We start from the raw sequence: 26747 nt of genomic DNA on the forward strand, positions 1-26747 counted from the left end.
GCGATGATGTCGCTGAAGGCCTACGGGGATACGAGCGCCAAGCTCGCCGACTTCCTGCCTTGGGCGGCCCTGGTCGCCGACGGGGTGGTGCTGAACAAGGACGGTAGCCTTCAACGCACCGCCAAGATCCGCGGGCCCGATCTCGACAGCGCCACCCCCGCTGAACTCACCGCCACGGCCGCGCGCCTCAACAACGCTCTGCGTCGCCTGGGTTCGGGCTGGGCGCTCTTTGTCGAAGCACGGCGCGATCCGGCCCCGGCCTATCCGCAAAGCCGGTTTCCGGACGCGGCTTCGGCCTTGGTCGAGCTGGAGCGACGCGAGCAGTTCGCCGAGAGCGGCGCCAGTTTCGAGAGCCGCTACTTCCTGACCTTCCTCTGGAAGCCGCCCGCCGAGGACCAGGCGCGCGCCGGCGCCTGGATGATCGAAGGTCGCCAGACCCGCGGCGTGGACGCCTGGGAGCAGGTCCAAGCCTTCGTGGCCCGCACCGATCGCGCGCTCCAGCTGGTCGAAGGCCCCATGCCGCTGGCCGCCTGGCTCGACGACGCGGCGACCTTGTCGTTCCTGCATGGCGCGGCGACGACCGGCCGCCAGGACGTGCGCGTCCCCGAAACGCCGATCCACCTGGACGTCTTGCTTGCGACCCAGCCCCTCGTGGGCGGGCTTGAGCCCAAGCTCGGTCGCCAGCACCTACGGATCCTCTCAGTCGTCGGCTTTCCGACCGTGACGTTTCCCGGAATCCTCGACGACCTGAACAGCCTGGCCTTCCCCTACCGCTGGTCGACCCGGGCGCTGATGCTCGACAAGACCGACGCTGTGAAGCTGCTGTCGCGGATCCGCCGGCAGTGGTTCGCCAAGCGCAAGTCCGTGGCCGCCATGCTCAAGGAGGTCATGACCAACGAGGCCTCGGTCCTTGTGGACTCGGACGCGGCCAACAAGGCCGACGAAGCCGACGCGGCGCTGCAGGATCTCGGCGCCGACGAGGTTGGCCAGGCGCTGGTGACGGCGAGCGTCGCGGTCTGGGATCCCGATCCCAGGATCGCCGCCGAAAAGCTGCGCCAGGTGGAGAAGGTCATCCAGGGGCGCGATTTCACGGTCATCGCCGAGGGCGCCAACGCCGTGGAGGCCTGGCTTGGAAGCCTACCCGGTCACGTCTACGCCAATGTGCGTCAGCCGCCGATCTCGACGCGCAACCTGGCCCACATCGCGCCGCTCTCGGCAGTCTGGGCGGGGCCGGACGAGGACGCTCACTTCGCCGCGCCGCCGTTGCTGCTAGCGCGCACCGACGGGTCCACGCCTTTCCGCCTGGCCCTCCACGTCGGCGATGTGGGTCATACCTTGGTGGTCGGGCCGACGGGCGCTGGCAAGTCGGTGCTCCTGGCGATGATGGCGCTGTCGTTCCGTCGCTACGAGCGATCTCAGATCTTCGCTTTCGACTTCGGCGGCTCGATCCGGGCCTCGGCCCTGGCCATGGGCGGCGCCTTCCATCCTCTGGGCGGGGAGGGGGCGCCCTCGCTCCAACCGTTGGCTGGGATCGACGATCCCACCCAGCGGGCCTGGGCGGCCGATTGGCTGGCCGCCTTGCTGGCGCACAACGGAGCGCTGCTCGAGGTCGCCGCCAAGGAGCGCCTTTGGTCGGCGCTTGGGGTCTTGGCGCAGGCGCCTGTCGATCAGCGGACACTGAGCGGCCTGGCGGCTTTGATCCAGGACGCCGCCCTGAAGGCTGCGCTGGCGCCCTACTGCCTTGGCGGTCCGGCCGGCCGACTGCTGGACGCCGACCACGAAACGCTCGCGGCCGCGTCGGTCGAAGTGTTCGAGATCGAGGCGCTGGTCGGCACGATGGGGGCGGCCGCGGTGCTCGCCTACCTCTTCCATAGGATCGAGGGACGGCTCGACGGTCGCCCGACCCTGGTCATCATCGACGAGGGGTGGCTGGCCCTGGATGACCCGCTGTTCGCCGCTCAGCTGCGCGAATGGCTGAAGACGATGCGCAAGAAGAACGCCAGCGTCATCTTCGTCACCCAGTCGCTCGCGGACATCGAGGCAAGCGCGATCGCGGCGGCCATCATCGAAAGCTGTCTGACCCGCATCCTGCTCCCGAACGCGCGAGCCCTCGAACCGCAGATCGCCAAGATCTACGCAGCCTTCGGATTGAACGCGCGCCAGATCGAGATCCTCGCCCACGCCGTCCCCAAGCACGACTACTACTGCCAGTCGCCGCACGGAAACCGGCTGTTCGCACTGGGCCTTGGCGAGGTGGCGCTGGCCTTCACCGCGGCCTCCTCGAAAGCCGATCAGGCCGCCGTCAGCGCGATCCATGCCAGGGCCGGCGCGGAGGGGTTCGCCGAAGCCTGGCTGCGCTTCAAGGGCCTGGACTGGGCCGCCGATCTCTTGATCCAGCTTCAAAAGGACATCCAGTCATGACCGCGATGATCGCGCGTCGGCGCCTCCTGGCGCTGCCGCTGGCTCTGTGCGCCACGCCCGCGCTCGCCCAGCTGACGGTCTTCGACCCGTCCAACTACGTGCAGAACGTGCTGAGCGCGTCTCGCGCCCTGCAGCAGATCAATCAGCAGATCACGCAGCTGCAGAACCAGGCCCAATCGCTCATCAACGAGGCCAGGAACCTCACCACCCTGCCGTATTCGGCGCTGCAATCGCTGCAGTCGCAGCTGCAGAAGACCCAGGCGCTGATCCTGCAGGCCAAGGGGCTGGCCGCCCAAGTCGCCGATGTCGAGGCGCTGTTCCAGGCCCGCTATGCGGGCGCCAGCTCCAGCGCCAGCAACCAGGACCTGATCGCCGATGCGCGCACGCGGTGGACCAAGAGCGTCGAGGCGTTCCAGGACGCCCTGAAGGTCCAGGCCGGTGTGGTCGGCAATCTCGACGGCTCGCGTGAGCAGGTCAGCCAGCTGGTATCCGCCAGCCAGTCGGCAGTGGGGGCCCTCCAGGCGGCCCAGGCCGGCAATCAGCTGGTCGCGCTGCAGGTCCAGCAACTGGCCGATCTGACCGCTCTGCTGGCCGCGTCCGAGCGCGCGCAGACGCTGGAGGCCGCCCAGAAGGCCGCGGCCCAGGACCAGGCTCGCGAGCAGCTAAAGCGCTTCCTGACGCCCGGCCAAGGCTACCAGCCGGGGTCGGCCAAGATGTTCAACCAACCGTGAGCCTGACCCTCAGCGGCAAGGCCGCCTTTCGCCTGGGCGCCGTCGGCCTGGCTGGGATGGTGATCATCGTGGCGGCAATGCAGACGCACCGCGACACGCCGGCTAAGGCGACGCCGGCCCCGCCGTCTCGGCCGGCCTCGCAGGCTGGGCATAATGAGTTGGCGCGCTGCCAGGCGCTCGGCGCGGACGGCGCCGAGGAGCCCGATTGCCTGCGCGCATGGGAGCAGCAGCGGCGGCGCTTCCTCGGTTTGCCTTCGGAAAAGGGGCGCTGACCATGGAAGGCACAGGCGTCATCGACCGCTTCCTGGGCGTCTTCACCGCCTACATCGACTCCGGCTTTGGGCTGCTCGGCGGCGAGGTGGCGTTCATCGCCACCAGCCTGATCGTCATCGACGTCACCCTTGCGGCGCTCTTCTGGAGCTTGGGCGAGGGCGAGGACGTCATCGCCCGGCTGATCCGCAAGACCCTCTTCGTGGGCGCCTTCGCCTACCTGATCGGCAACTGGAACACCCTGGCCAGGATCATTTTCGAGAGCTTCGCGGGGCTTGGCGTCAAGGCGACCGGCGCGAGCTTCTCGATCGACGATCTGATGAGGCCAGGCCGTGTCGCCCAGGCCGGCATCGACGCGGGTCGGCCGCTCCTGGAGAGCATTTCGGGGCTGATGGGCTACGTCGCCTTCTTCGAGAACTTCATCCAGATCGCCGTCCTGCTGATCGCCTGGCTGATCGTGATCCTGAGCTTCTTCGTGCTCTCGGTGCAGCTCTTCGTGACCTTGATCGAGTTCAAGCTGACGACGCTTTGCGGCTTTGTGCTCGCGCCTTGGGGGCTGTTTGGCAAGACCGCCTTCCTGGCCGAGCGGGTGCTCGGCTCCGTCGTGGCCTCTGGCGTGAAGGTCATGGTCCTGGCGGTCGTGACAGGCATCGGATCGACGCTGTTTTCGCAGTTCACGACGGGCTTTGCCGCCGGTCAGCCGACCATCGAGGAGGCTTTGGCGGTGGTGCTGGCGTCGCTCTGCCTGCTGGGGCTTGGCCTGTTCGCGCCCGGCATCGCCAGCGGCCTCATCTCCGGCGGACCGCAGCTGTCGGCCGGCGCTGCTGTTGGCACGGCCGCCGCGGCGGGCGGGGTGATGGCTGCCGGCGCGGCTGCCGCCGGAATGGCCGTTGGCGGGGCGGCGGGCCTGGCGGCCGGAGCCGCCCGCGGCGCTGCGGGTCTGGCAGGCGCGGCCACGGGGGCCGCCCAGAGCGGCGGCGCGGTCGGGGTCGCCAAGGCCGCCGCGAGCGGTGCAACAAGTCCGCTGCGCCGCATGGCCCAAGGCCTGGGCCAGCGGTTTGAGGCCGCGCGAAAGGCGCATGCCGGCGGCGGGCAGAGCGGTGGGGACGCGGCGCCCCCGTCGCAAGGCGCGCCGGACTGGGCGCGCCGCATGCGCCAGGGCCAAACGGTCGCGCACGGGGCATCGACGGCGGCTCATGCGGCCTCGTCGAGCCAGAGCGGCGGCGGCGCGGCAGTCGATCTTTCGGAGGAGTCCTGACGTGTTCAAGCGAGCTGGCATCGGCTATGGCGCGACCCCGGAGGTCGATACGCCCCACCGGCGGGCGCGCCAGGCCTGGGACGAGCGAATGGGCCGGCTGGCGGTGACTGGCCGTCGGGCCTGGACCCTGGCCCTGGTGGAGGGCGCGGTGATCGTCCTGCTGGCGGGGGCTCTGGTCTGGCAGGGCGCGCGCGGTCAGGTCGTGCCCTGGATCGTCGAGGTCGATCGCTTTGGCGAGGCGCGCACGGTCGGGCCCGCCCAGGCGGACTTCAAGCCCACCGATCCGATGGTCGCCGCTCGCCTGCAGCGGTTCATTGAGGAGGTCCGCTCGGTGTCGTCGGATCCGATCATCGTGCGGCAGAACTGGTTGCGGGCGTACGACTTCACCAGCGTCCGGGGCGCGCGCACGCTCAGCGCCTATGCCCAGGCCAATGATCCTTTCACGCGGGTCGGCAAGGAGCAGGTCTCCGTCGAGGTGCGCAGCGTCCTACGGGCCTCGCCCAGCAGTTTTCGGGTGACCTGGAACGAGACCCGCTTCGTCAACGGCCAGCAACAGGACAGCGCGCGATGGGCCGCGACCCTCACCCTTATCGAGCGGCCGACGCACAACGTCGACCAGCTCCGCAAGAACCCGCTCGGCGTGTTCGTCGACGCGATCGATTGGCAAAAGGAGATGGGCGGATGAGATCGAAGACCCTGTCATTGGCGGTCCTCGCCATCGTCGCGACCAGCGCTCAAGCTCTGGCGGGAACGACCAGATCGCCACCGGCGACCGGCGCGGTCGCGCGAGCCAACGCCGCGGCCAGGATCGAGCCACAGGGCGGCGCCTTCGCCGGCGCGATCCAGAAGTTCGCCTGGAGCGAGGGCGGCCTCTATCAGGTTTATGCCGCCCCGGGCCGGGTGACCGACATCGTGCTCGAGCCGGGCGAGGAGCTGGCCGGTCCGGGCCCGATCGCCGCCGGCGACACCGTGCGCTGGGTGATCGGCGACACCGAAAGCGGCGCTGGCCAGGAGCGGCGGGTCCACATCCTGGTCAAGCCGACGCTGCCGGGTCTGGCGACCAACCTGGTGATCAACACCAGCCGCCGCACCTACTATGTCGAGCTGCGGGCCAGCGCGACCACCTACATGGCCTCGGTGAGCTGGAGCTATCCGCAAGACAGCCTCCTGGCGATCAAGCGGGCCAAAGCCGCCGCCACGCCAGGCGCGCCCGAAGCCGCCACAGCGCCACCCGCGCCAGCGCCGGTCACGGCATCGCTCGCGCTGAACTTCGACTACCGGCTCTCGGGCGACAAGGTGGGCTGGCGGCCGCAACAGGTCTTCGACGACGGGCAGAAGGTTTACCTCGTCTTCTCGGCCCAGGTGTCGACGGGCGAGCTGCCGCCGCTCTTTCTCCTGGACGCGGCCGGCAAAGCCGAACTGGTCAACTACAGGGTCGACGGCCGGCGGATGATCGTCGATCGCCTGTTTGACCGGGCGGAGCTGCGGCTGGGCGACAAGCGCAAGGCGCGCAAGGTTCGGATTGAGCGCGCCGGGGGCGCTCGATGAGCGAGCCAGGGCAGGATCCGGTGGAGGAGGTGGTGAGCCTGCGGGCGCCGCCGCCTCGGGTGGCCCGGCTCTCGCGGCCGATGGTTATGGCGCTGGGCGGCCTCGGCGCGGCGGTCATCGGCGGCGCCCTAGTCCTTGCGCTGCAGACCCGGGCGCCCAAGCCCGTGGAGCACAAGATCGAAGAGCCAGAGACCAAGCCGCCGCTGGCGGCGCTGAGCGAAGCCCCGAAAACCTACAGCGAGGTGCCCAAGCTCGGGCCGCCGCTGCCAGGAGATCTTGGACGTCCAATCCTGGCGGCGCAGGAGCGCCAGGCCGCTGGCGCCGCCGCGCCTGTCCCGGCCGCGCCAGTCGATGCTCAAGCCGAGGCGCGCCGCCAGGTCAGGGACGCGGCGCGCACCAGCGCGGTGTTTCTTCCCGGCGTGCGCGCGGCCGCGCGTGCGTCTGCTTCCGAAGCTGTCTCACTCCCGATCGTCTCGCCGTTGTCGGCGCCGACCGCCACCCTCATGCCGGCCGCCGCTCCCCAGGCCCAGGCGCAGACCGGCCAGACGGCGAAGCGCGCGTTCCTGGACGGGCAGGGGGCGGCCGCCCCGACGGTCAGCAGCTTTCGGCCGGTCGCGCCGGCGGGACGCCTGCTCCTGCAAGCCCACACGGTGATCACCGCCGCCCTTTTGAGCGCGGTCAGCTCCGATCTTCCCGGACCGGTTTCGGCTCAGGTGACCCGGCATGTCTATGACAGCCTGACCGGCCGCACCGTGCTGATCCCCCAGGGGTCGAAACTGCTCGGGACGTACGATACGCAGATCGCCTTTGGTCAGAAGCGGGTGCTGCTGGCCTGGGAGCGCATCGTCTTCCCGGATGGTCGGACCCTGCAGCTAGATCGCCTCGCCGGCGCGGATGCGGCGGGCCGCTCTGGGCTGAAGGATGGCGTCGACGACCATTGGGGCTCCGTCGCCAAGGCCGCGGTGCTGTCCAGCGTGCTTGGCGTGGGCGCGGAGCTTGCGACCGACAATGAGGACGCCGTCGCCCGGGCGCTTTCCGGCGGCGTCCAAGACACCGTCAACCAGGCTGGCCAGCAGATCGTTCGCCGGCAGCTCGACGTCCAGCCGAGCCTGACGCTGCGCGCCGGGCTGCCGATGACGATCCTGGTGACGCGCGACATCGTCTTCGACGCCGAGCCTGCGCGACCGTAGGTCCGGGCGTCGATGAGGCCCGTATCCGTCGGAAGGCGGGGGCGAGCGCACGAGGCGCTTGGATCCCTAGGCGACCTAGTTCGTCCGCGTCCATAGCTGCGCCTTACAGATCGGCCCCACGCAGCCTTCGATGCGCATCGCGCCATCGGCCGACAGGCGGGCGCGGGCCTCGACGGTGCGACCGCTACGGGGATCGTAGAGGCGCCCGTCAGTCCAGCGGCCGTCGCCGGCCGGTTTCAAGTCCCAGACCAGCGTCAGGCCCTGGAGCGGCCGCTGCCGCAGAGCCGGATCGGGATTACCCAGGTCCCGGCGCGGCGAACCGGCGGCGTCGAGCGGCGACTTCATCCAGGCGACCGCGCCGCACAGGCGCTCGCGATAGAGCGGGCACGGCCCGAAGGCGATCTTCACGCTCTGGTCGGCGGTCAGCCAGACGCCCTGTCCCGGCGCCGCCCCGGCCTCACCGGCCAGGACTGCAAGGGCCAGCAGGGCAAGACCCAAGGCCAGAGCTTTCACGTCGTCGCCGTCGCCGCCCGTTCGGCCAGCAGACGCCTTTGCTCGGCGGGCCGGCGATAAAGGAAATCGGCGGGCAGCCCCAAGCGCAGGCTAGCTTGGCAGGGGGGCGAGTTCAGTTGCGGCCTGCGCTCGGCTGCGGCTCCGCCCAGCTTCAGCAACAGGTAATCGAGGGGTTTCAGATCATATTCCCGGCCCAGCTGAAGTCGCTCGCGGACCAGGGGCGGCAGGATCGACACCGCGCCGCGCGCCATGGCGTTGTGCAGGCGCTTGGGCAGGCCCGGCGCGGCCCGGCCCGACTGAATGATCGCCAGAAATTCCCCCACGATCGGATGCGGCTCGAACCGCGGAGCCAGGCTCTCCATCATGGCCAGGAAATCGGCATCCGACTTCAGAGGTTTTTTCACGCCATAGAGTGACAGCACCGGCTCGCCCTCGGCGTAAAACCGGGCCTGATCCTCCGGGCTGACCTTGGCCACGAAGCGGTCATAGGCGGTGAGGAAGCCGTAGGCGGCCGTCGCCGCCACCCAATCCAGCAGCTCCGGATCCAGGGCGCGGTAGGCTTCGCCGGACGGCGTCTTGCCTTCGACCCTGGCGTGCATGTTGGTCACGCCCTGGATCACGCGCCGCGCGGCGCTGGCAGGGCCTTAGGTCCCCACCATCGCCGCCAGGCCCGTGCGCCGCGAGCGGCCGATCGGATCGGCCTTGTAGGTCGAATGGTCCCAGACGCCCGATCGCACGCGGGCGTCGGCGAACTCCAGCAAGACGGCCGCGACGCCGCCTACCCCAAGCGCCACGGGGTTCTTGTAGATCCTCCACTGAACCGAAAGGGGATCGACCAGCGCGGCCTCGCCCGGCGGGTGGGCAAAGTCGATCTGCCAACCAAGATAGCGGGTCATGCCGCCGGTGACGTCGGCGGGTTCTCCGCCGGTCGCATTCCTGGCGTCCATTCGGGCCTCCTGAAAAGCTATCAAGTGATAATAATTGAAGGCGTAAGGCACGCGCGCCGCCTTGGCAAGCGCGGCTGGTCTGCTATTGCCGGGGCATGGACGATGGCGCGCTTCCCCCTCCGGCCCTCACGCCGCCCGAGCCGTCCGCCGGCTATCGCAAGGGTGGGGAGGCTCGCGCCCGCATCCTGACGGCGGCCTTGGCGGAGTTCGGCGAGCACGGCTTCAAGGCCGCCACGACCCGCCAGATCGCCGAAGCGGCCGGGGTCAAGCTGCCCGCCCTGAAATACTATTTCGGCGGCAAGCGGGGCCTCTACCTGGCTTGCGCCCGACAGATCATCGACGTTTACGCAGTGCGGATGCTGCCCCTGGTGAGCGAGGCACACGCGGCGCTGGCCTCTCCAATGAGTTCCGAGGACGCTCGCGCCCGCCTCAAGGCCGTGCTGCGCCCTTTGGCCGAGTTGCTGGTTGGGGCCGGCAAGACGCCCGATGATAATATCGGCGACTGGACAGGCTTCGTGCTCAAGGAAATGACCCAGCAGGGTCCGGCCTTCGACATCCTCCATGGCGAGCTTTGGGCCCCAGGCGTCGAGCTGACCGCTGGCCTCATCGCACGCGTTCTTGGCCAGGCCGAGACCGGCCAGTCCGCCCGCCTTCAGGCCCTTATGCTGATCTCCAGCCTTTCGGCCTTCAGCGTCGTGCGTCCAATCGCGCTCAAGGTTCTCGCCTGGCCCGACGCTGGGGCGGCGCGGTTCGAGAAGGTGGTCGCGCAGCTGGAAGCGCAGGTCGACGCGTTGGGCCGTTGAGGCCAACCACTCCGGACGTTGCCCGGACCGCCCATGGCGATCCTGATCAGACGCGACTTCGCTTTTAACGCCGAAGGAGCGCGGCCTTAGGCCGTGGCTTCAACGAGGGCCAGCAGACGTCGGATGGCGGGTTTCTCCGGGCGTCGTCCGACGACCGCCCTGAAGGGGAGGAAGCCGCGAGCGATCGGACGGTAGGCCACGCCCGTCACCGGGGCTAAGGCGCCTTCGTTGACGATGGCGCACCCCTGGCCAAGGGCGGTCATGCGCGCCGCGCCGCCGGCGCCCGCGTTCAGGACTTCGACGGCGAGGTTGGGCGCCCGTCGGGAGGCCAGCGCGACGACGGCCGGCGCGACCCCGGTGGGTGAAAGGACCCGCCGGCCGACCAGGTCCGACCACTTGAGGGCAGATTTCGCACAAAGGGGATCGTCTATCGTCAGGGCGATCATCAGTCGTTCGCGCCAGGCCGCGATCGAGGTCAGCTGGCCAGGCGGATCCAGAAGGAAGGCCAAGTCCAACCGACCGGCGAGGAGCGCGCCAACCAAGGCCGGCGCCTCGCCTTCGACGAGATCCACCCGCAAGCCGTCATCGTATCGGACTAGCTGCTGCAGAAGGCCCTGCAGCGGCCCACCGCCCAGACCGCCGAGCACGCCGACGCTGAGGGATCCCATCTGGTCACGCCCGGCGTCGGCGACCCGATCGACCATCAGGTCGAGTTCCATGACAGCGGTTTGGGCACCGCGCACGAAGTCTTCGCCGGCCTTCGTCAGCTGGACGCCCTGCAGGCTACGCTCGAAGATCGGCGCCCCCAGGCGCGCCTCGAGCTCCTTGATCCGGCGCGACACAGCCGACTGCTGAACGCCCAGTTTGCGGGCCGCGCGCCTAAAGCCGCCGTACTCGGCGGCGGCCAGGACGTACCGGAGATGATGTAGCCCCACGCCCAAGCGCGCGCTGGTCTGGCCTGCGGCGGCGCTATCGAAGACAAGGGGCTCGGCGTCGTACATGGCGCTCCTGGTCGCGCCCGGTCGCGACCCGAAGCATGGAAACGCGAGCCGCCCCGCCAATCCACACTATAGAGCGAATATACAATCAATATCCGCCGCCTATCCGCCAACAACCCTGGCGTTCACGCCCCTTCCCGCCCTAGACTCCGGCCTCGAAGCGTCCGACGGAAGGAACGATGAAGACGAGCCTGGATCATCTGCCGGCGGGCAAGCGCAAGGAGCTCGAGTTCGTGGTCGAGACTCTGCGTAGCGGCTTTGCCGATGCGCTGAGCCGGCGCACCATGCCCCGTTTCCGCAACGGCCGCCTGCTCAAGATCATCCTGTTTGGCAGCTACGCCCGCGGCGACTGGGTCGAGGATCCTAAGGGCCGCTACTTCTCGGACTTCGATCTGCTGGTGGTGGTCAACCACGACGATCTGGCCGACCTCGAAAAATTCTGGAGCAAATCCGACGAGGTCCTCCTGCGAGAGCTGGCCTCCGGCGAGCACCTGCGCACCCAGCCTAATTTCATCGTTCACAGCCTTGATGACGTGAACGAGCAACTCCGTTTGGGCCGCTACTTTTTTACGGATATTCTGAGAGACGGGATTACGCTTTTCGAGGAAAGCGGCTTTCCGTTGGCCTCGCCCGAAGCTCTGTCCCCGCGCGACGCGTATAGCGAAACCAAGAGCTATCACGAGGAATGGTTCGAGAGCGCCGACCAGTTTTTGGAGACCGGCAGGGATCACATCGCAAAAGGGCCGCGCTGGTCAAAGAAGGCAGCGTTCGAATTACATCAGGCTGCCGAACGTTTTTATCACGGCATCGTTCTGGTTCTCACTCTATACAGCTCGAAGACCCATCGCCTGAATTTGCTTCGGGATCGCGCGGAGGCGATGGACGCTCGCCTCATAGGCATCTGGCCTGGGTCCAACAAGTTCGAGCGTCAGGGCTTCGACCTCATCCGCCGCGCCTACGTCGAAGCTCGCTACTCAAAGACGTACGAGATTTCAGTCGAGCACCTTGGTTGGCTGGAAGAGCGCGTCGGCACGCTGAAAGATATGGTCGAAATCATCGCCCAAGAACGCATCGCGGAGCTTGAGCGACTAGCGGCCTGAAGTCCGCTGGATGACTCTTCGCTGACGTTGGGAAGGTCCGCAGTCGGCGAGTGCAGGCGCCGGAGATGCCAATTAAGATCGGCCGCCCGCGCGCCTGCAAGATGATCTCCGCCACCGTATCGGCGACGGCTGAGAAGTTCAGAAAGTCGCGGGCAGTTTCATTGTCTTGCCACATAGACTCATCCGGTGCATTGCAGCCGATGATTGAATAGCTCAGCTTTGGGGCGAACGCGACCCATCGCCGACCGTTGGTTCGGGTCAGTGTCGGTTCGCAGGAGCGGATACCCGACGACTGCTCAGCAGCAGAGCCTGGGCAAGATCCTCTCGCTGGCTTAGGGCGGGGTTCCGGGACTGCGGCCCGACCGCTAGACGTTGCTCCAGACGCGCTCGGCGCACGCTGCGGGAATCGCGCCGAACGGCTATACCTAGGACATGGACGGGGAAAACGAGACCAGCAAAGGCCGCGATCGCGTCAGTGCGCGATCGACATCCGGCGCGGGGTTTTCGTTCGAGGATCTTATCGCGGCCGACCAACTGACTCGGATGCTGGCTGACGAGCCGGCCCTTCCGCTCGCCGTCCCGTCCCGCCTCGTGGAATTCCAACTTCCGCCGGACCAATCCCTCATCGATGATCTTCGGATCACCGGCATTGACGCCGGCACCGGCAACCGGCGCCTGACAATTTCCTGCAAGTCCAATCTCCAGGTTACCGCGCGCGCCCTCCCACGCGAATTCGTCGAGCTGGCCTGGTCGCAGTGGCGGCGGCCCGACCTCTTCGATCGCGATATGGATCAGATGGCGCTCGCCATCCGGGGGCGGCATGCGCAGTTCCAGCCGCTATGGCACGACATTAAGACCTGGTTGTCGGGAGACACCCTCGAGATTGGCCTGTCGCGGATCCACGCGTCCAACCGGCACCGCGCCATCTTCGACAGCGTGGCGCTAGGGGAGGGCTCGGTCGAGACAGCGCACCTGATCCGTCGCCTCGATGTGCTGGCTTCTGATTTTCAGCTGACACCCTCGATGATGGAGGAGGCGGCGGTGGCGCGGGCCCGCTCGGTCCTTTGCGACGCAAGCCCGGAGCAGGGACGAGATCTTTGGTCGGCGCTAGTGAAGGAGGCCCACGACGCACGCGTCGGCGGCGGTTCGATCGCCCTGGAGCCGCTGATCGGCCGTCTTCGAGATCGCCATGCCCTTAAGGGCCATCCGGCCACCGCGCCGGCCTGGACTAAGCTGAAGGCGCTAAGCGCTCAGCAACAGGCCACCGTCCAGACGCGCTTCCACGATGGCCATCACCTGGAGCGCGACACCGCGCTGCTGACGGCGGCGCTGGAGAAGACCGGCTGCTGCCTGGTGACGGGCGAGTCCGGCACGGGCAAGTCGGCGTGGGTAAAGGCCGGGTTGGCGGCGGGGTTCCCGGCCGCCCGGCAGCTTTGGCTGGGACCGGACGAGGCGCAGCAGGCGCTCAGCGGGCTTGGACCGCAAGCGCTGAATCTCCAGCAGCTCTTGGCCCGCAGCGAGAAGCCTCACAACATCCTCGTGCTCGACGCGGTCGAACGCTTCGCAGAGATGCCGGCCCAGAGCATGGCCATCGTGGTGCGCTCGCTGGTCGAGCGCCTGCGGGCGGGCGAGCGGACCTGGCGTGTCGTCGTCATCGGCCAGGGCATCGCGCAGGACACGCACGTTCGTGCGCTCTGGCAGGCGATCGCGGTTGGTCCGATCACGCCGCCGCTGCTAACCGAGGCCGAGATCCGAGCGATCCTGCAGCGCTCGCCGCGCTTGAGGGCGCACGCCTATGACGGCGGCTTAGTGGCCGCGCTCGGCAACATCCGAACTCTTGCCTGGCTCGCCAGCGTCCCCGCCGCGGACGGCTCCGAAAAGCCATCTCTGGCCTTGCCCGACATCGCCGACATGTTGTGGGACCACTGGACGACCCACGACATCAACCAACACAGTCTGCTTATCCGGCTGGCCAAGCGCGAGGCCGACTACGAGCGCAGCTTTGCGGTCAGTTTGCTCGACGCGGGGGACCGGGCCGCCCTGAAGGCTGGGCAGGCGCGCTTACCCCTGGTCATGAACGACCGCTACCGCGTCCGTTTCGAGCACGACCTAGCCTCGGACTGGGCGCGGTATCAGGCGCTGAAGGAGATGGACGACCCACGCGCGTGGGCCAGACTGGCGGATCGCCCGCTCTGGCTGCCGGCCTTGCGCCTGCTCGGCCTTCATCTGCTGCATCGGTCAGACCAAGCGGGCGACGGATGGGACGCCGCGTTCGAGGCGCTACAGGATCCCAAGGACGCCGCCGCCGCCGACCTTCTGCTCGATGCGCTGTTTCTCGATCCCAACGCCGAGGTTTTCCTGAGCCGCCGGGCCGATAGGCTACTGGCCGACAAGGGCGCGTTGCTAGACCGCCTGCTACGCCGGTTCATGCACGTGGCGTCAACGCCAAACGGCGTGCAGAGCGACGACGCGGACGTCTCTCTCTACATCGAGAGCCACTATCGCACGCCCATCCTGCGTCACTGGCCACCGATGTTACGCTTTCTCGCCGCTCATCACGACAAGGTCGCCGCCCTGGGCTCATCGGTGGTCGCCAAGGTGTGCGGCGCGTGGCTGGAAAAAACGCCGACGATGTTCGAATCCAGCCCGTTTCCGGCGCGGCGGGAAGCCGCGATTCTCGCCCTGGCCAGCGCCCGCACCGAACAGGTGATGAGCGTCGCGCATGGCTGCGTCGGCCGGGGCGGCGACGACGGAAATCCGCTCTATGTCGCTGCCTTGGCGGCGGCGGCGGAGCTGCCGGATGAAGTGGCGGCGTTTGCACTCGAACTGGCGGGTCGCCGCCCCTTAGATCCTCAAACGGCCGCACGGGTGGACGCCATCCACGCCAAGGACCGCGCGCGACGCCGCGCGGCCCAGGCCGCCAATCAGAAGCGGCGAAGGCCCAAGGCCGCACCCCTGTCTTGGTCACCGCGCCCCTTGCCGCCCTGGCCGCTTGGTCCTGCTGGCCGTATCGACGACTCCTTCAGGCGCGTGGTGCTCGATCCGCTCGATTTCACGCCGTTGGCGGTGGCGATGCCGGCGGTGGCCCGCGAAGTGCTGTTGGCCTGCATCGTCGAGGATCGGCCGCACGAAAGCTATGGCAGCATGCTCGATGACCCCTTGGGTCTGGAACATGATCATGACTGCGCGCCGATGATCCATTGGAAGAGTCCATTCTTTGCCTTCCTGAACAATTCGCCTGACGAGGCCGTGACGGCCGTCTTGGCCTTGACGGCGTTCTGCACCGAACGCTGGGCTGAGGCCCAGGCGCGGAGAGGGGAGAAGTCGCCGATCCTGAGGCTTGCCGATGGCGAGGGCAGGACGCGCGACTATGTGGGGGGCAGTCACGTGCTGGCCTGGGCGCAGTGTCGCCGTCACGGCAATCTGCAGCTCTACGGCGCTCTGGACGCGCTTGAGCGGTGGCTGCTCCTCCGGTGCGGTGCGGGAGACGATCTGACACCGACCATCGGGCGTCTGCTGAACGAGAGCAACTCGGTCGCGATCCTGGGGGTGCTATGCGGTTTGGCCAAGCATCGCCCGGAACTTCTCGAAGGCTGTCTGGCCCCGCTGCTTACGTGTCCCGACCTATTCGACGCCGACGAGACGCGCAGCGCGACGGCGCGGTACGAATTCGACGGCTTTGGCTGGTCCCGGATGGGCGAGCGGCTATGGCAACTGGCCCGCGACTGGGAATTCGCCGCCCATAGGGTCATCAGTCTCGCCGAGGTTGTGCGAGAGCGCCGACAGAGCTCGCCGTCAATGGAAGCGACCCTGATGAAGGCGGTGACGCTCTGGCCGCAGGTGCTCGAAGGGCGCGACCAGCTGGTGCGAAGGCTGCTGCTCGCCCGCCTGGATCCGGTTCATTGGGTGCAACGGGCCGACAGCGACGGCAAGCTGGTCTGGACGTTCGAGTGCCCCGCCGAGCTTTCCAAGGCGATCGCCGGCCACAACGGGCCTCAGCAAGACGATGAGCCCGTCACCGCCGGCGCGATCGTCGACTGGTGTAGGAGCACCCTGAACCACGACGATTTCAACGAGGGTCAGGCCGAGGCGCTGCTTGGCTACTTCGACGACGTCAGCCAGATGGGCGTGTTCGACCCCAGCGAGACTCTAGTTATCGAATGCGCGCTTGGCGGCCTGCTCCTGACAAGAGGATCTGAGCAGATCCGGGCGCGCCGGGAGTGCGCCGAAGCAATCGCCGCAGTGCTCGAACGACACAGTCGCGAGATCCTGCTCAAAGCTTCGCGTGAAGAGGTTCCTCGGCTGGCGCTGCGGTGGGCGTGTCTTGGGGCGCTGAACGGGTTGCTGACCGGTGTCGGTGCCAGGGCCGATTGGGCCAAGATCTTGGCGCGGGGCTTGGCCCGCGGCGACGGGGGCGTCATCACTCAGACCAGCCTGGCGATCTTTCCTCGCCGGCGCGAGATCCCGGTCCTTTGGACGCGGGTGGTCACGCTCTCGATCCTTGGCGCGGCGCTGCAAGCTCTGACGCCGGACACGCATGAGCCGGGCAGTCGGGCGCGTGCCGACAGATGGCGCGAGCGCCTGGCGGGCTTCGACCTTACGGCTTCGGGCACCACCGCGCCGACACCGCTCAGCGTCGCCATGAGGGTCGAGCGCCTCTGGCGTTCTCGCTTTCGCCGCGCGGGCCAGCCGGGGATCCCCGCGCCCTGGCGGGCCCACCGCCGGCGTTACGCCTACGGGCTTCAACGACAGGGCGTGCAAGCCCTTTACCAGTGGTCGCTCGACCGGGAGGCCACGCCGTCGCCCGAAGATCTTGACGATCATCGTACGGCGCTGCGCGACCTGTGGGCCTTCATCGACTGGACCATGCATAGCGGCCGGGAGAGCGACACGGATGACGACACCGTCGATCGCGCCGACGATTTTGGCCACACTGCGATCCGAGCGATCGCCGCACGCGTTCGCGTCAGCGACGTCGAGCGCGGCAGACCGCTGTGGGAGCCGATCCTGGCCCTCGGCCCGGCCGGCGAATACACCGTCGAGCACTTCATCGACGTCTTCTTCCTGCGCGCCTACGACGAGGCCGACGCCGAACCGTTTGTCGCCAATTGGGAGGCGATGCTTGAGTTCGTGTTCGCACCAGGCTGGGCCGATCGCGGGCGCTACTATCATGCCAGCGATCTGCGACGGCACATGCTCGGCCTCGATGCGGCCGACGCGATAGGTAGATCGCCTGGCATACTTGCCCATGTGCCTCGGCTGGCGCGGTTCTACGAAGCGTTCGCCGAGACCCATTTGGCCCGGGACGATCGAGCGCTTCGCGATTACGCCCGCTTCCTGACGCGTTCGGCCGGCGCAGCGTTGCGGGCTCAGGCCCTGGATTGGCTCAATGGCGTATTAGTCGCCAAGTCGTCGTTGCGGGATGGTGCTGGCTCGGCGCTCGCCGAGCTCGTGATGGCGATCTTAAAGGAGGATGCCGCGCGCCTGAAATCCGACGCAGGATTTCGCGATCCGCTGCTCGTACTCGTAGGCCATTTGGCACGCATCGGTACGCCCGACGCCCTCGTCCTGCAGGATCGCGTTCGGCGCAGCATCTGAGCCCACGCGCGCCGCCTAGAATTTGGTGGATTGGCTAGGCGCGGTGCTTGCCGGACTCCACAGCCGCCGAGTGTCCGGTTCCGGGAGGCGCATCAACGGCAGCAAATGGCGCCAAGCGGACATTGCCGACTGCGCGAACCTGGCCTAGTCAAAAACTCGCGGGCGCCGCCCTATAGGCCGCGATCTGGAGCCGGGGGTTATCGGCGTCGATCGCGGCTGAAGTCGGCGGGCCTTTCGACATCGCAAGGTTTCCAACGCCCGCCCCTTCTACCGCTGAACGCAGATATGCAACTTGCGCGGGCCCTCCAATTGATTCAGGATTCACCGGCCGGCGCCCCAGGGCGGCGGTGGGGCGTGGAAACCCCGTGCGATGTTGAAGCCTCAGACGACGGCCGCGTGCGGCCGCGTACGCGCCTATCGGCGCGAGCCGTGGCAGCTGGGCTGCCGCGTCCATTTCGCTCGACCGTTTCCATCGCCTCCGACCTGAACGGAGCGGCCGATGACCCGGAATGTGAAGCGCGCGGCGCCGGAGGGCTGGGAGCACTCTGAAGGCCTGGAAGATCTCTACCGGCGCTATGCCCCTTGGCTCGGTGCGACGTTGCGCAAGCAGTTTGGCCCGCGGATCGACGCAGACGCCGAGGACGTCGTCCACGAAGCCTATGTGCGCCTGGCCCCCCACGACACGGCGGAGATCAAGAGACCTCAGGCCCTGCTCGCGCGGATCGCCTCCAACCTGGCCCGAGATCTCCTGCGCCGTCGCTCCGTCAGGACCCGTCACGTGCACGCCGTCGTTCAGGAAGCGCAAGGCTCGCCGAACAGTGGCCCGCTGGACGAACTTCTGTTCAAAGAGATGATATTGTCGATCCCCGAGCCCTATCGCGATGTGTTCGTCTTGAGCCGGTTCCAGAGATTGACCTATGAAGAGATCGCCACACGCTGTGGTTTATCGGTAAAAACCGTGGAGTGGCGATTGGGCAAGGCGATCGCTCATTGCATGAGCCAGATGCGGGACTGAACGGAAGCAGCACCGATGAGCCTTTCGACCGCTCCCAGCACTCAAGCCCACGAGGAGGCCGCCGACTGGTTCGCGCGGCTGAAGAAGAAGCACGTTGCGGCCACAGACCTCGAAGCTTTCCGGCTGTGGCGCAAGGTTCCAGGCAACCGGGAGGCCTACGACGAGGTCGACAGGTTCTGGGGACGCGCGGGAGCCCTTCAGCACGACGCCGACGTGGCGGGCCTCTTGTCGGACACGCTCGCTCGCACCGCGCCTAAGCCCCCCCGACCCAAGGGCTGGCAGTTCAAACCCGCTATGGCGGTCTTGCTCAGCGTTGGCGGGGCCGCGTTGCTGGTCGGCGGCGGCTACCTTGCTCTTGGCCCACGCGGCTACGCCACGGAGGTGGGCGAGCAGCGGACCTTGAAGCTGGCCGACGGATCGACCCTGACCCTGGACACCGCCAGCAAGGTCACGGTTCGCTTCTCGGGATCCCGACGCGATATTCGCCTGGTGCGGGGCCAGGCCCTGTTCGATGTCGCTCATGACGCGGCCCGTCCCTTTATCGTTTCGGCCGGCGACACGTCCGTCACCGCGCTAGGAACGCGGTTCGACGTCCGCCGCGAAGAGGGCGGCGCCAAGGTTACGCTGCTGCGGGGGGCGGTCGAGGTTCGAGAGCAAGAGGCTGGCGTCGAGCGAAAATGGCGGCTGGCTCCGGGGGAAGGGCTCTCCACTGCCGCCCGCGCCCCCAAGCCGGCGATCGTCGATGTCGGCGCTGCCTCCAGCTGGGCCAGCCGGCGATTGACCTTCAAAGGCACGCCGCTTCGAGACGCGGTCGCTGAAGTGGGACGCTACGACCGCACGCGGATCGAGCTCGATGTAGGCGCGCTCGCCGATAGTCGGATTTCCGGCGTGTTCGACGCAGGCGACACTGAGACGTTCGTAAGTTCGGTCGCCGAGTTTCACGATCTGACCGTCACGCATCCCGCCAAGGGGGTCATTCGTCTCAGCCGCAAACATGGAGCCGATGCGGGCGCGTAATTTTTTTCCAAGGCCTTCCAGGGGAAACGGCGAGCTGGCGCGTCAATGCCGCGACGCCGAGCGCCGAGCCAAGAAGATCCGTCCCATGACGGACGCCGCGCGTGCGTCTGAGGGGTCTTCAAGCGTGTGCATTCCAACTCTTCGCCGCCGATTGCTCGCTGGTCTGGCTGTTTCGACATTCGTCATTCCCGCGACTTTCGCCGTCGTACCGGCCCCGGCCGCTGCCGAGCAGTCGCTCGTCACGTTCGACATCCCGCCCGGACCGCTGGATCGCGCCCTGACGGCGTTCGGCGAGCAAAGTGGGCAGCAACTGCTCTACTCGCCTGAGGAGGTCGCCGGCCTGAAGTCAAAAGGCCTGCGGGGAAGGCTGACGCCGGAATGCGCCATCGAACGCCTGCTCGAGGGCGCGCCGATGCAGGTTCGTCGGGGCAACCTCAAGTCCTTCGTGCTCAAGCGCCAGGTCACGCCGATCGCCTTCGATGGCGCCGCCGCCGTCAGCCGGCCCGCGGACTTGGCGCCGGCAGCGCCCGTCGAGGTCGAGGAGATCGTCGTCACCGGCACCCTGATCCGCGGCGCCAACGACGGGCCCTCGCCGGTCGTGACGCTGGACGCCGATGCGCTGAATAGGTCTGGCCGGGCGACCCTGGTCGACGCCTTGGCGGCGCTTCCACAGAACTTCGGCGGCGGCTCCACGCCCGCCAATCAGTTGTTGGGCGCCGATCGCAGCTTCACCAACGACACCGTCTCCACGGGCATCAACCTCAGGGGGCTCGGCAGCTCGGCGACGCTGGTGCTGATCAACGGACGGCGCATCGCCGGCACCGGGCTGAAGGGCAATTTCGCCGACGTATCGGCGATCCCGACCAGCGCGGTGGATCGGGTCGAGGTGCTGCTCGATGGGGCCTCGGCGCTCTACGGTTCCGACGCGGTGGGCGGGGTCGTCAACGTGCTTCTGAAGCGTGACTTCGAAGGCGCCGAAACGCGAGCGCGTGTGAGCGTGGCCGAAGGGGGAACGGCGCAGGAGCGCCAGCTATCCCAGACCCTTGGAAAGCGCTGGTCTGGCGGAAGCGCCGTACTCTCGGCCGAATACTATCGCCGCGAGGCGTTGGCCGCCGATGAGCGGACGGCCACCGCCACCGCGGACCTGCGCGCGCTCGGCGGCACGGACCGCCGCACCATCTACGCCCATCCCGGCAATATCGTGGTCTACAGCGCCAGCGCCGGCGGCTACGTGCCGCTCTACGCGATCCCCAGGACCGGCGCGACCAAGGCTTCGGACTTCACCGCCGGGACGGCGAACTACGGTGACAGCCGCAAAGGCTCCGACACCCTGCCGGCTCAGGAGCGGGCCAGCGTCTATGCAAGCCTGCGCCAGGACATCGGCAAGCTCGAGCTGTCGGCGGAAGGCCTCTACACGCGGCGGCGCTTCACCTATCGCCAAGCCGGGGCGAGCACGATCTTCACGGTGCGGGCGGCCAATCCCTATTTCGTCTCGCCGACGGGCGCGACGTCTCACCTCATCGCCTACGATTTCTCCGACGATCTGGGTCCCAAGCGTACGACCGGCAACTCGGAGAACCTCGCCCTGACCCTCGCCGCGGGCCAGGACTTCGGTCGGACCTGGCGGTGGGACGTCTATGGCGCCTACGGCGTTGACCAAGGCGAGCGCAACCAGAACAAGACGCTCAACAGCCGGTTCCTCAGCGAGGCGCTGGGCAACATCGCCGACGATGCGGCCACCAGCTACAGCGCCGCGCGGGATGGGTACTTCAACCCGTTCGGCGCCAACAACCGCACGGTGCTCGACTTCATCAACAGCGGCTACCAGCATCACAGCCGGCGAAATCGCGTCACCTCTGGCGGCCTGCAATTGGATGGCACGCTCGCCAGGCTCCCGGCTGGTGACGTGAAACTGGCCTTCGGGGCCCAGGGGCGGCACGAAGACTTCATCGTCTGGAATACGAACCTGACTTCGGCGGCGACGCCGACCACCACCGACGGCAAGCTTTTCGAGCGTGACGTCGCCTCCGCCTATGCCGAGCTGCGTGTTCCGCTGGTTTCGCCGGACATGGCGGTCCCGGCGGTGCGCCGCCTTGAACTGTCGCTGGCCGGCCGCGTCGAGCGCTACAGCGACTTCGGAAGCACGGAAAATCCCAAGATCGGCGCCATCTGGGAGCCGGCCGCGGGCCTGAAGGTGCGGGCCAGTTACGGGACGAGCTTTCGGGCCCCGACCCTGGCCGACATCCATGAGAAGTACGCCGTCGGCGCGACCTTCCTGACCAATTCGAAGGGGCAGCAGGTTCTCATCCTCATGAAGACCGGCGGCAACGAGGACCTTGGTCCGGAGACGGCCAAGACCTGGACCGTCGGGGCCGACTTCACACCGAGCTTCGCGCCGCGTGGAGCGCGCCTCAGCGTCACCTATTTCGACACCCGTTTCTCCAACCAGGTCGGTCACCCGGTCTACGACGACATCGTCAACGCCCTGACCAACCCGATCTATGCGGGCTTCGTGCGGACGCTCGATCCCACGAACGCGGCCGACATGGCCGCCGCCCAAGAGCTGATCGACGATCCCACCTCAACCGACGCCAAGCTGTTTCCCGCCACGGCGTTCGGCGCGATCATCGACGGGCGCAATCTCAATGCTGGTGAGCTCGACGTTCGAGGCCTCGACCTACAGGCGACTTGGCCGGTGACGCTGCTTGGTCAGAACCTGACCTTCATCGGCGACGCCAGCTACCTGATCGACTACCAGCGCAAGCTGACCAAGGACGCGGCCGCGATCCAATATGTCGACCAGGCGGGTTTCCCCGTAGACTGGCGAGCCAACCTCGGCGTGAGCTGGTCGCGCGGATCGCTGATGGCCTCGGGCTTCCTGCGATATGTAGACGACTACGCGACGTCCGCGGGGCGACGGATCGGGTCCTGGACGACGCTGGATCTCCAGGTCCAGTGGACGGCGCCGGCCAAGTCAGGGCCGCTCTCAGGCCTGGTGGTGGCGGCCGGCGCCCAGAACCTGCTGGGTCAGGATCCGCCCTTCTATGACGCGGTGCAGGGCGTGGGATACGACCCGGCGAACGCCGACGTTCTGGGGCGGGTTCTCTCGCTGCAACTGACAAAGCGCTGGTAGCGCCGTAAGGGCGCGCGCCCCCGTGGCGCGCGCCTAGTCCTCTCCTTGGAAAACAAGTCATGCGACAGCTCATCCTGGCTGTGGCGGCGCTGTGCTGCGTCCTGTTCGCGCGCCCGTGCCTGGCCCGGCCCTTCACCGTCGACGACCTGCTGTCGGCCGAGACGCTGACCTCGACCACCTTGTCCCCCGACGGTCGCTGGCTCGTGATCCAGTCCGCCGTCGGTCAACTGGACGCGCCGCGGTTCGACTACGACACCGCCTACACCCTGGCCGCCAGCCGGCTGCGGGTGGTCGATCTCGACCATCCAGCCGAAGCCATGTTCGTCGGCGCGCCTTCGAACGAGCTGGGCATGGTCGCGGGCGCCTTCTCGCCCTCGGGGCAGCGCATGCTGATCCATCGCTTGAACGACCATCGGTGGGAGAGCGGCGTGCTCGACCTATCCAGCCGAAAGGTGACCTGGCTGGGCGTCGGCGCCGATATCGCTGTGCTGGGCCGCACGGCCGCCTGGCTTACGGACGACGAGTTGGTCCTCATCGCGCGTTCGCCGGGCCAACCTCACCTGCTCCTCCGGCGCGGCTCCGAGCCGCTCGCCACCCTGGGCGAGCGCTGGCGCGCGACTGCCGAGGGGCAGCTTAGCGCGACGACGATCGGGTCAGGGCGCTTCCTGAGCCGGGGTGGCCAGGCCGTGCCCGCCGAGCTCGTCCACATCAGGCTGAGGACTGGCGATAAGTCCGTCCTGGCCAGAGGTGATCTCCTCTATCTCTCGGTGTCGAGCGGCGGTCGCTATGTCGCCGTGGTCGAAGAGGGCGCCGACATCCAGCCTGGCGCAGGCGACGTCGTGTTCGGCGGCACGGCCATGCGGCGACGTAACCTCATGATCGCCGATCTGACGACGGGCGCGGTCTTGCGTCCTTGCGTCGAGTGCGATCTGGCGCCGTTTCTGCTGGCCTGGTCGCCGACCGACGAGAGACTTCTGATCCAGGCGCGCAAGCCTGGGCAGAGCGTCAGCCAGGGACGCTTGATCGTGGTGACGCCGAGCCCCGCGGAGAAGGCGAGCCTCCATTGGCTGGACGCCTTCCAGCCGACCCCGGGCCAGACCAATGAGGGGTTCGAGATCCCTCACGCCGGTTGGGTCGAATCCCGCCCCATTGGCTGGGGCAGCTTCATGTCCGGCCAGGAAGCCCGGTGGCGGCGCCTTGACGCCGGCGGTGAGACCTTGCCCGGGCCCCTGGCCGGCGCCGATCGGCTTCTGACGTCGAAACAAGGCCTCGTGGCGCTGGCGGAGGGACAGCTGCTCAGCGCCGTGCCGAGACACGCGGCCAAGCTGCTAACTTCCGATTTCACGGCCCTTACTAACACGCCGCCACAGGCGATGGCCGACGGCCTCGTCCGAATAGCGCAGGCGACGGGCATCGTCGGACAGAGCCGCGGCCGCATCGTGAGACTCGAAAACGGAAAGCTGAAGGACCTGGGTCCGACGACCAGCGGCCTGATCATGGTCGCCGCCAATGGCGGGCGGATCATCAACGACCGCGACGCCCAGGGCGTGGTGCGCCTGTTTGTCGAACGGGATGGCCGGCGAACGCTCGTCGCAACCCTCAATCCGCAATTTGCGGTGCTTGATGTGAATCCGGTTCGCGCGATCCCTCATCCGGGCGTCGGCGGAAAGGCTGTCACCAGCTGGGTGCTGCTGCCGCCGAACTGGCGACCGGGTGATCGCCCGCCCGTGGTCGTGGTCCCCTATCCAGGCAGGGCAGGCTTCTCGGCGACCAGGCCGCCCGCCGATCTGCGGCCCGGCCTCGCGATCACCTCGATCTCGGCCCAGCTGATCGCCAGCCAAGGCTACGCCGTACTCTATCCCGACCTGCCGTCGAGCCGATCGGACGATCCCAGCGAGGGGCTGGCCGCGGGAATGTTGAGCGCGGTGGATGCTGCAGACCGGATGGGCCTGGTCGACGGGACGAAGGTCGCTCTGTGGGGGCACAGCTTCGGGGGGTACGCCGTCCTGGCCGCAGCCGCCCAGTCGTCTCGCTTCAAGGCGGTCATCGCCTCGGCCGCGATCGCCGACCAGTTCAGCGCCTGGGGCCAGATCCGTGGCGCGGCCGTTCGCACGCGACCAGAGGGCGGGTTCTCGTTCACGGCCGGCATGGGTTACCTTGAAACCGGCCAGATGAAGGTTGGCGCGCCGCCTTGGGTCGCGCCGGAACGCTATATCAAAAATAGCCCCTACCTGCAGGCTGCCCGCGTCACCGCGCCGGTGCTCCTGCTGACCGGGGAGCAGGACCTCTTCAGCTCAACACAGAGCGAAGAAATGTTCTCGGCGCTGTATCGTCAGGGCAAGGACGCCAAGCTGGTTACCTTCTGGGGGGAGGGCCATGTCGTTCTGTCCCCCGCCAACGTGCGTCGCCTGTATGACGAGGGGCTAGGCTTTCTTGGCGCGGCGTTCGGCGCTCCCGCCTCGCCCGGCCAAGCGCTCGATCCAAGCACGGGCCCAAAGCTCAAGGACGACCATCGCGATGATGTCACGATAAGGATCGCTCCAAATCAGATGCTCGGGCGCGAGCATCGCCTCGACGGCGTCCAACCTTAGGAGCCCGGCCTTGGCCAAAGCGCCGTCGAGGAGCAGCTCGCGCAGCTGCGGCGCGGACTGGGCGAGGGCCAGGCCATAGTGGCGACTGAGGTCGCCCTTGGAGCGTCGATCGCGCACCTTCGGCGCCAAGCGGTCAGCAAAGGCCGCGCGGGCGAAGGCGCGATCATCGCCGTTCGCGGTCAGGATCAGGGAAGGCGTCGCCAGGCCTGCCTCCATCACCGGTTGGGACAGCAGCGGGTTGACCACGGTGGCGTGGTCCGAGCGCGCCGACCGGCCGGTCACCAACAGCGTGCGCGCCAGGCCCTCGACCTGGGAGCGCTTGGTGAAGCTGCAGCGGTGGGCGTCATCGAGCCATAGGGGGGCGGCCTGGGCCCGATGGGCGGCGAGGGCGCGTTCGCCTAGCCAGGCGGGCGGCGCTGGTCTGGCTTGACGCACCCGCGCCGCGTCCAGAAGCCCGAGCCGGATGACGCGCCATATCGAGGTCTTGGCGTTGGCGGCGACCGTGTGCAGCGTTGAAAGGCGCCAGCGCCAGGGCGGCTGGCCGCGAAACAGGTCGCCGGCCAGCCTTGGGCTACCGCCCTGCATGAAGACGCTGTCGCCGCCTAGGCCGGTAAAGATCTGGTCCGCGCCGACTTGAGCGCAGCGAGTCGCCAGATCGCGGTCGTAGTCGGCGTCGACGAGACGAAAGCTTGGCCTGGCGCTCGCCCCGGCCTGGGCCAAGCCCGCCAGATCGACACCGGCTTGCGGCTTGGGGACCTCGGTAAGCGATAGATCAAGATGAGCGGCCGCCGCTCGAGCGTAGGCGCGCTCGTCGCCGCCGTCGTCCTCGACATAGTAGTTGATCCACGCCTTGATCTTGGCGGGGTTGGTTCGCTGAAGGGCGGCCGCGACGATTGAGGAGTCGAGACCGCCAGATATCTCCGCGATTGCCGGACCCTCAGCGCTGGCGAGTGCGGTGACGACGCCGTCGATGGCGCTGGCGAGGGTCTGAGGCGCGTGCTCTGGGGCGTCGGCGCCGGTTCTGACGAAAACGCTCGGCCGCCATAGAAGCCTTTCCCCACCAGCTGCATCGAGGGATCTGAAAGCGCCGGGCGTGACCGCGGTGACGCCGATCAAGGGTGTCTGGCCGGCCAAATGCAGACGCTCGACCAGGCTGGCGCCGAGGAGGTTCCAATCGACCGACAGCTGAACGGGCGCGACCGCCCGCAGGGCTGAGCCATAGTCCGACGCAATCACCCGCAGGCCTTCGGCGCGCCAGGTAAGCGCATCCATCGCGCCGGACGGATCGCGCAGTATGGCTTGCGCCGGCTGCTCTGGAGAGGTGAAGACCGCGATGTAGCCGCCCCAGCCTCCATCGATGAGGTGGCGGGCGGCTGCAAGCGGCTGCGCCGCCGCTTGCGGTGGTCGTCCGAAATAGTCGCCGATGAGCACAAGCCGGCCGTCGGCCGAAAGGTGGACCTTGGGTGGGCGCCGGTTTGGCAGCCAAAGCGCCAGGCCGGGGCGGTCATGGGCGAGCGTCCACTGCGATGCGGTCAGTTCGGCGGCGGCCCGTTGAGCTCGCGCGCTCGCATCGCCATCGGCGGCTCTCCAGGTGAGCAGCACATAGTCGCGCAT

16 protein-coding genes and 2 pseudogenes are annotated in these 26747 nt (G+C 67.8%); 14 read left to right on the forward strand and 4 right to left on the reverse strand.

Annotated features, from left to right (window positions below; translation table 11 throughout):
• The first annotated feature begins 3 nt into the window (after window positions 1-3).
• Genes trbE through I4Q42_RS15935 form a run of 7 tightly spaced genes read left to right on the forward strand, consistent with a single transcriptional unit; the run spans window position 4 to window position 7418 of the window.
• Window positions 4-2421: a conjugal transfer protein TrbE gene (gene trbE / locus I4Q42_RS15905; RefSeq protein WP_198577065.1), complete on the forward strand. Its 2418-nt coding sequence runs from the start codon at window positions 4-6 to the stop codon at window positions 2419-2421.
• Window positions 2418-3152: a P-type conjugative transfer protein TrbJ gene (gene trbJ, locus I4Q42_RS15910; RefSeq protein ID WP_198577066.1), complete on the forward strand. Its 735-nt coding sequence runs from the start codon at window positions 2418-2420 to the stop codon at window positions 3150-3152. Before trbE ends, trbJ begins: the two co-directional genes overlap by 4 nt.
• Window positions 3149-3424 (forward strand): putative entry exclusion protein TrbK-alt, encoded by a 276-nt coding sequence (gene trbK-alt, locus I4Q42_RS15915; protein ID WP_198577067.1) that lies wholly within the window; start codon window positions 3149-3151, stop codon window positions 3422-3424. Before trbJ ends, trbK-alt begins: the two co-directional genes overlap by 4 nt.
• 2 nt (window positions 3425-3426) lie before the next feature.
• Window positions 3427-4680 (forward strand): P-type conjugative transfer protein TrbL, encoded by a 1254-nt coding sequence (gene trbL / locus I4Q42_RS15920; RefSeq protein WP_198577068.1) that lies wholly within the window; start codon window positions 3427-3429, stop codon window positions 4678-4680.
• A 1-nt stretch (window position 4681) separates the two neighbouring features.
• Window positions 4682-5365 carry a conjugal transfer protein TrbF gene (gene trbF, locus I4Q42_RS15925; protein ID WP_198577069.1) on the forward strand — a complete coding sequence of 228 codons (684 nt, stop codon included), beginning with the start codon at window positions 4682-4684 and terminating at the stop codon, window positions 5363-5365.
• Entirely contained in the window at window positions 5362-6228 is an 867-nt protein-coding gene (gene trbG / locus I4Q42_RS15930; RefSeq protein WP_232793193.1) for a P-type conjugative transfer protein TrbG, read from the forward strand. The genes trbF and trbG overlap by 4 nt, the downstream gene beginning before the upstream one ends.
• Window positions 6225-7418, forward strand: coding sequence for a TrbI/VirB10 family protein (locus I4Q42_RS15935; RefSeq protein ID WP_198577071.1), 1194 nt, complete (start codon window positions 6225-6227; stop codon window positions 7416-7418). The genes trbG and I4Q42_RS15935 overlap by 4 nt, the downstream gene beginning before the upstream one ends.
• A 75-nt stretch (window positions 7419-7493) precedes the next feature.
• Here I4Q42_RS15935 and I4Q42_RS15940 read toward each other — a convergent pair whose 3' ends face one another.
• A complete protein-coding gene (locus I4Q42_RS15940; RefSeq protein ID WP_198577072.1) occupies window positions 7494-7931 on the reverse strand; it encodes a DUF2147 domain-containing protein in 438 nt (145 codons plus the stop codon).
• Window positions 7928-8878 (reverse strand): annotated as a pseudogene (locus I4Q42_RS15945) (oxygenase MpaB family protein). The gene I4Q42_RS15940 and the pseudogene I4Q42_RS15945 overlap by 4 nt, the downstream one beginning before the upstream one ends.
• A 95-nt stretch (window positions 8879-8973) precedes the next feature.
• On the opposite strand from I4Q42_RS15945, the gene I4Q42_RS15950 reads away from it, so the two are divergent.
• Entirely contained in the window at window positions 8974-9681 is a 708-nt protein-coding gene (locus I4Q42_RS15950; RefSeq protein WP_198577073.1) for a CerR family C-terminal domain-containing protein, read from the forward strand.
• Window positions 9682-9767: 86 nt separating this feature from the next.
• Here I4Q42_RS15950 and I4Q42_RS15955 read toward each other — a convergent pair whose 3' ends face one another.
• The gene (locus I4Q42_RS15955; protein WP_198577074.1) at window positions 9768-10682 is read right to left on the reverse strand and encodes a LysR family transcriptional regulator; all 915 of its coding nucleotides are present in this window, start codon (window positions 10680-10682) and stop codon (window positions 9768-9770) included.
• A 176-nt stretch (window positions 10683-10858) separates the two neighbouring features.
• On the opposite strand from I4Q42_RS15955, the gene I4Q42_RS15960 reads away from it, so the two are divergent.
• The 6 genes and pseudogenes from I4Q42_RS15960 to I4Q42_RS26505 all read left to right on the forward strand — a co-directional run.
• Window positions 10859-11779: a HEPN domain-containing protein gene (locus tag I4Q42_RS15960; RefSeq protein ID WP_198577075.1), complete on the forward strand. Its 921-nt coding sequence runs from the start codon at window positions 10859-10861 to the stop codon at window positions 11777-11779.
• Window positions 11780-12211: 432 nt separating this feature from the next.
• Window positions 12212-17377 carry a hypothetical protein gene (locus I4Q42_RS15965; protein WP_198577076.1) on the forward strand — a complete coding sequence of 1722 codons (5166 nt, stop codon included), beginning with the start codon at window positions 12212-12214 and terminating at the stop codon, window positions 17375-17377.
• A 499-nt stretch (window positions 17378-17876) separates the two neighbouring features.
• Window positions 17877-18392, forward strand: a complete 516-nt coding sequence (locus I4Q42_RS15970; RefSeq protein WP_198577077.1) for an RNA polymerase sigma factor — start codon at window positions 17877-17879, stop codon at window positions 18390-18392.
• Between the two features lie 15 nt (window positions 18393-18407).
• On the forward strand, window positions 18408-19409 hold the full coding sequence (locus I4Q42_RS15975) for a FecR family protein (RefSeq protein WP_198577078.1): 1002 nt from the start codon (window positions 18408-18410) through the stop codon (window positions 19407-19409).
• Window positions 19410-19533: 124 nt separating this feature from the next.
• The gene (locus I4Q42_RS15980; protein ID WP_198577079.1) at window positions 19534-22542 is read left to right on the forward strand and encodes a TonB-dependent receptor domain-containing protein; all 3009 of its coding nucleotides are present in this window, start codon (window positions 19534-19536) and stop codon (window positions 22540-22542) included.
• A 1913-nt stretch (window positions 22543-24455) separates the two neighbouring features.
• Window positions 24456-24932: pseudogene (locus I4Q42_RS26505) on the forward strand (alpha/beta hydrolase family protein); the annotation flags it as partial.
• Window positions 24933-24965: 33 nt separating this feature from the next.
• Here I4Q42_RS26505 and I4Q42_RS26130 read toward each other — a convergent pair.
• Entirely contained in the window at window positions 24966-26747 is a 1782-nt protein-coding gene (locus I4Q42_RS26130; RefSeq protein ID WP_232793194.1) for an asparagine synthase-related protein, read from the reverse strand.

The organism is Caulobacter hibisci, from assembly GCF_016135805.1.
Taxonomy (GTDB): Bacteria; Pseudomonadota; Alphaproteobacteria; order Caulobacterales; family Caulobacteraceae; genus Caulobacter; species Caulobacter hibisci.

Bases quoted from the DNA above. Each gene is read 5' to 3' on its own strand.
- I4Q42_RS15955 (WP_198577074.1), bottom strand. From the start codon at position 10,682: ATGTACGACGCCGAGCCCCTTGTCTTCGATAGCGCCGCCGCAGGCCAG.
- I4Q42_RS26130 (WP_232793194.1), bottom strand. From the start codon at position 26,747: ATGCGCGACTATGTGCTGCTCACCTGGAGAGCCGCCGATGGCGATGCG.
- trbE (WP_198577065.1), top strand. From the start codon at position 4: ATGATGTCGCTGAAGGCCTACGGGGATACGAGCGCCAAGCTCGCCGAC.
- I4Q42_RS15970 (WP_198577077.1), top strand. From the start codon at position 17,877: ATGACCCGGAATGTGAAGCGCGCGGCGCCGGAGGGCTGGGAGCACTCT.
- I4Q42_RS15965 (WP_198577076.1), top strand. From the start codon at position 12,212: ATGGACGGGGAAAACGAGACCAGCAAAGGCCGCGATCGCGTCAGTGCG.
- I4Q42_RS15935 (WP_198577071.1), top strand. From the start codon at position 6,225: ATGAGCGAGCCAGGGCAGGATCCGGTGGAGGAGGTGGTGAGCCTGCGG.
- trbL (WP_198577068.1), top strand. From the start codon at position 3,427: ATGGAAGGCACAGGCGTCATCGACCGCTTCCTGGGCGTCTTCACCGCC.
- trbG (WP_232793193.1), top strand. From the start codon at position 5,362: ATGAGATCGAAGACCCTGTCATTGGCGGTCCTCGCCATCGTCGCGACC.
- I4Q42_RS15975 (WP_198577078.1), top strand. From the start codon at position 18,408: ATGAGCCTTTCGACCGCTCCCAGCACTCAAGCCCACGAGGAGGCCGCC.
- I4Q42_RS15950 (WP_198577073.1), top strand. From the start codon at position 8,974: ATGGACGATGGCGCGCTTCCCCCTCCGGCCCTCACGCCGCCCGAGCCG.
- trbJ (WP_198577066.1), top strand. From the start codon at position 2,418: ATGACCGCGATGATCGCGCGTCGGCGCCTCCTGGCGCTGCCGCTGGCT.
- I4Q42_RS15960 (WP_198577075.1), top strand. From the start codon at position 10,859: ATGAAGACGAGCCTGGATCATCTGCCGGCGGGCAAGCGCAAGGAGCTC.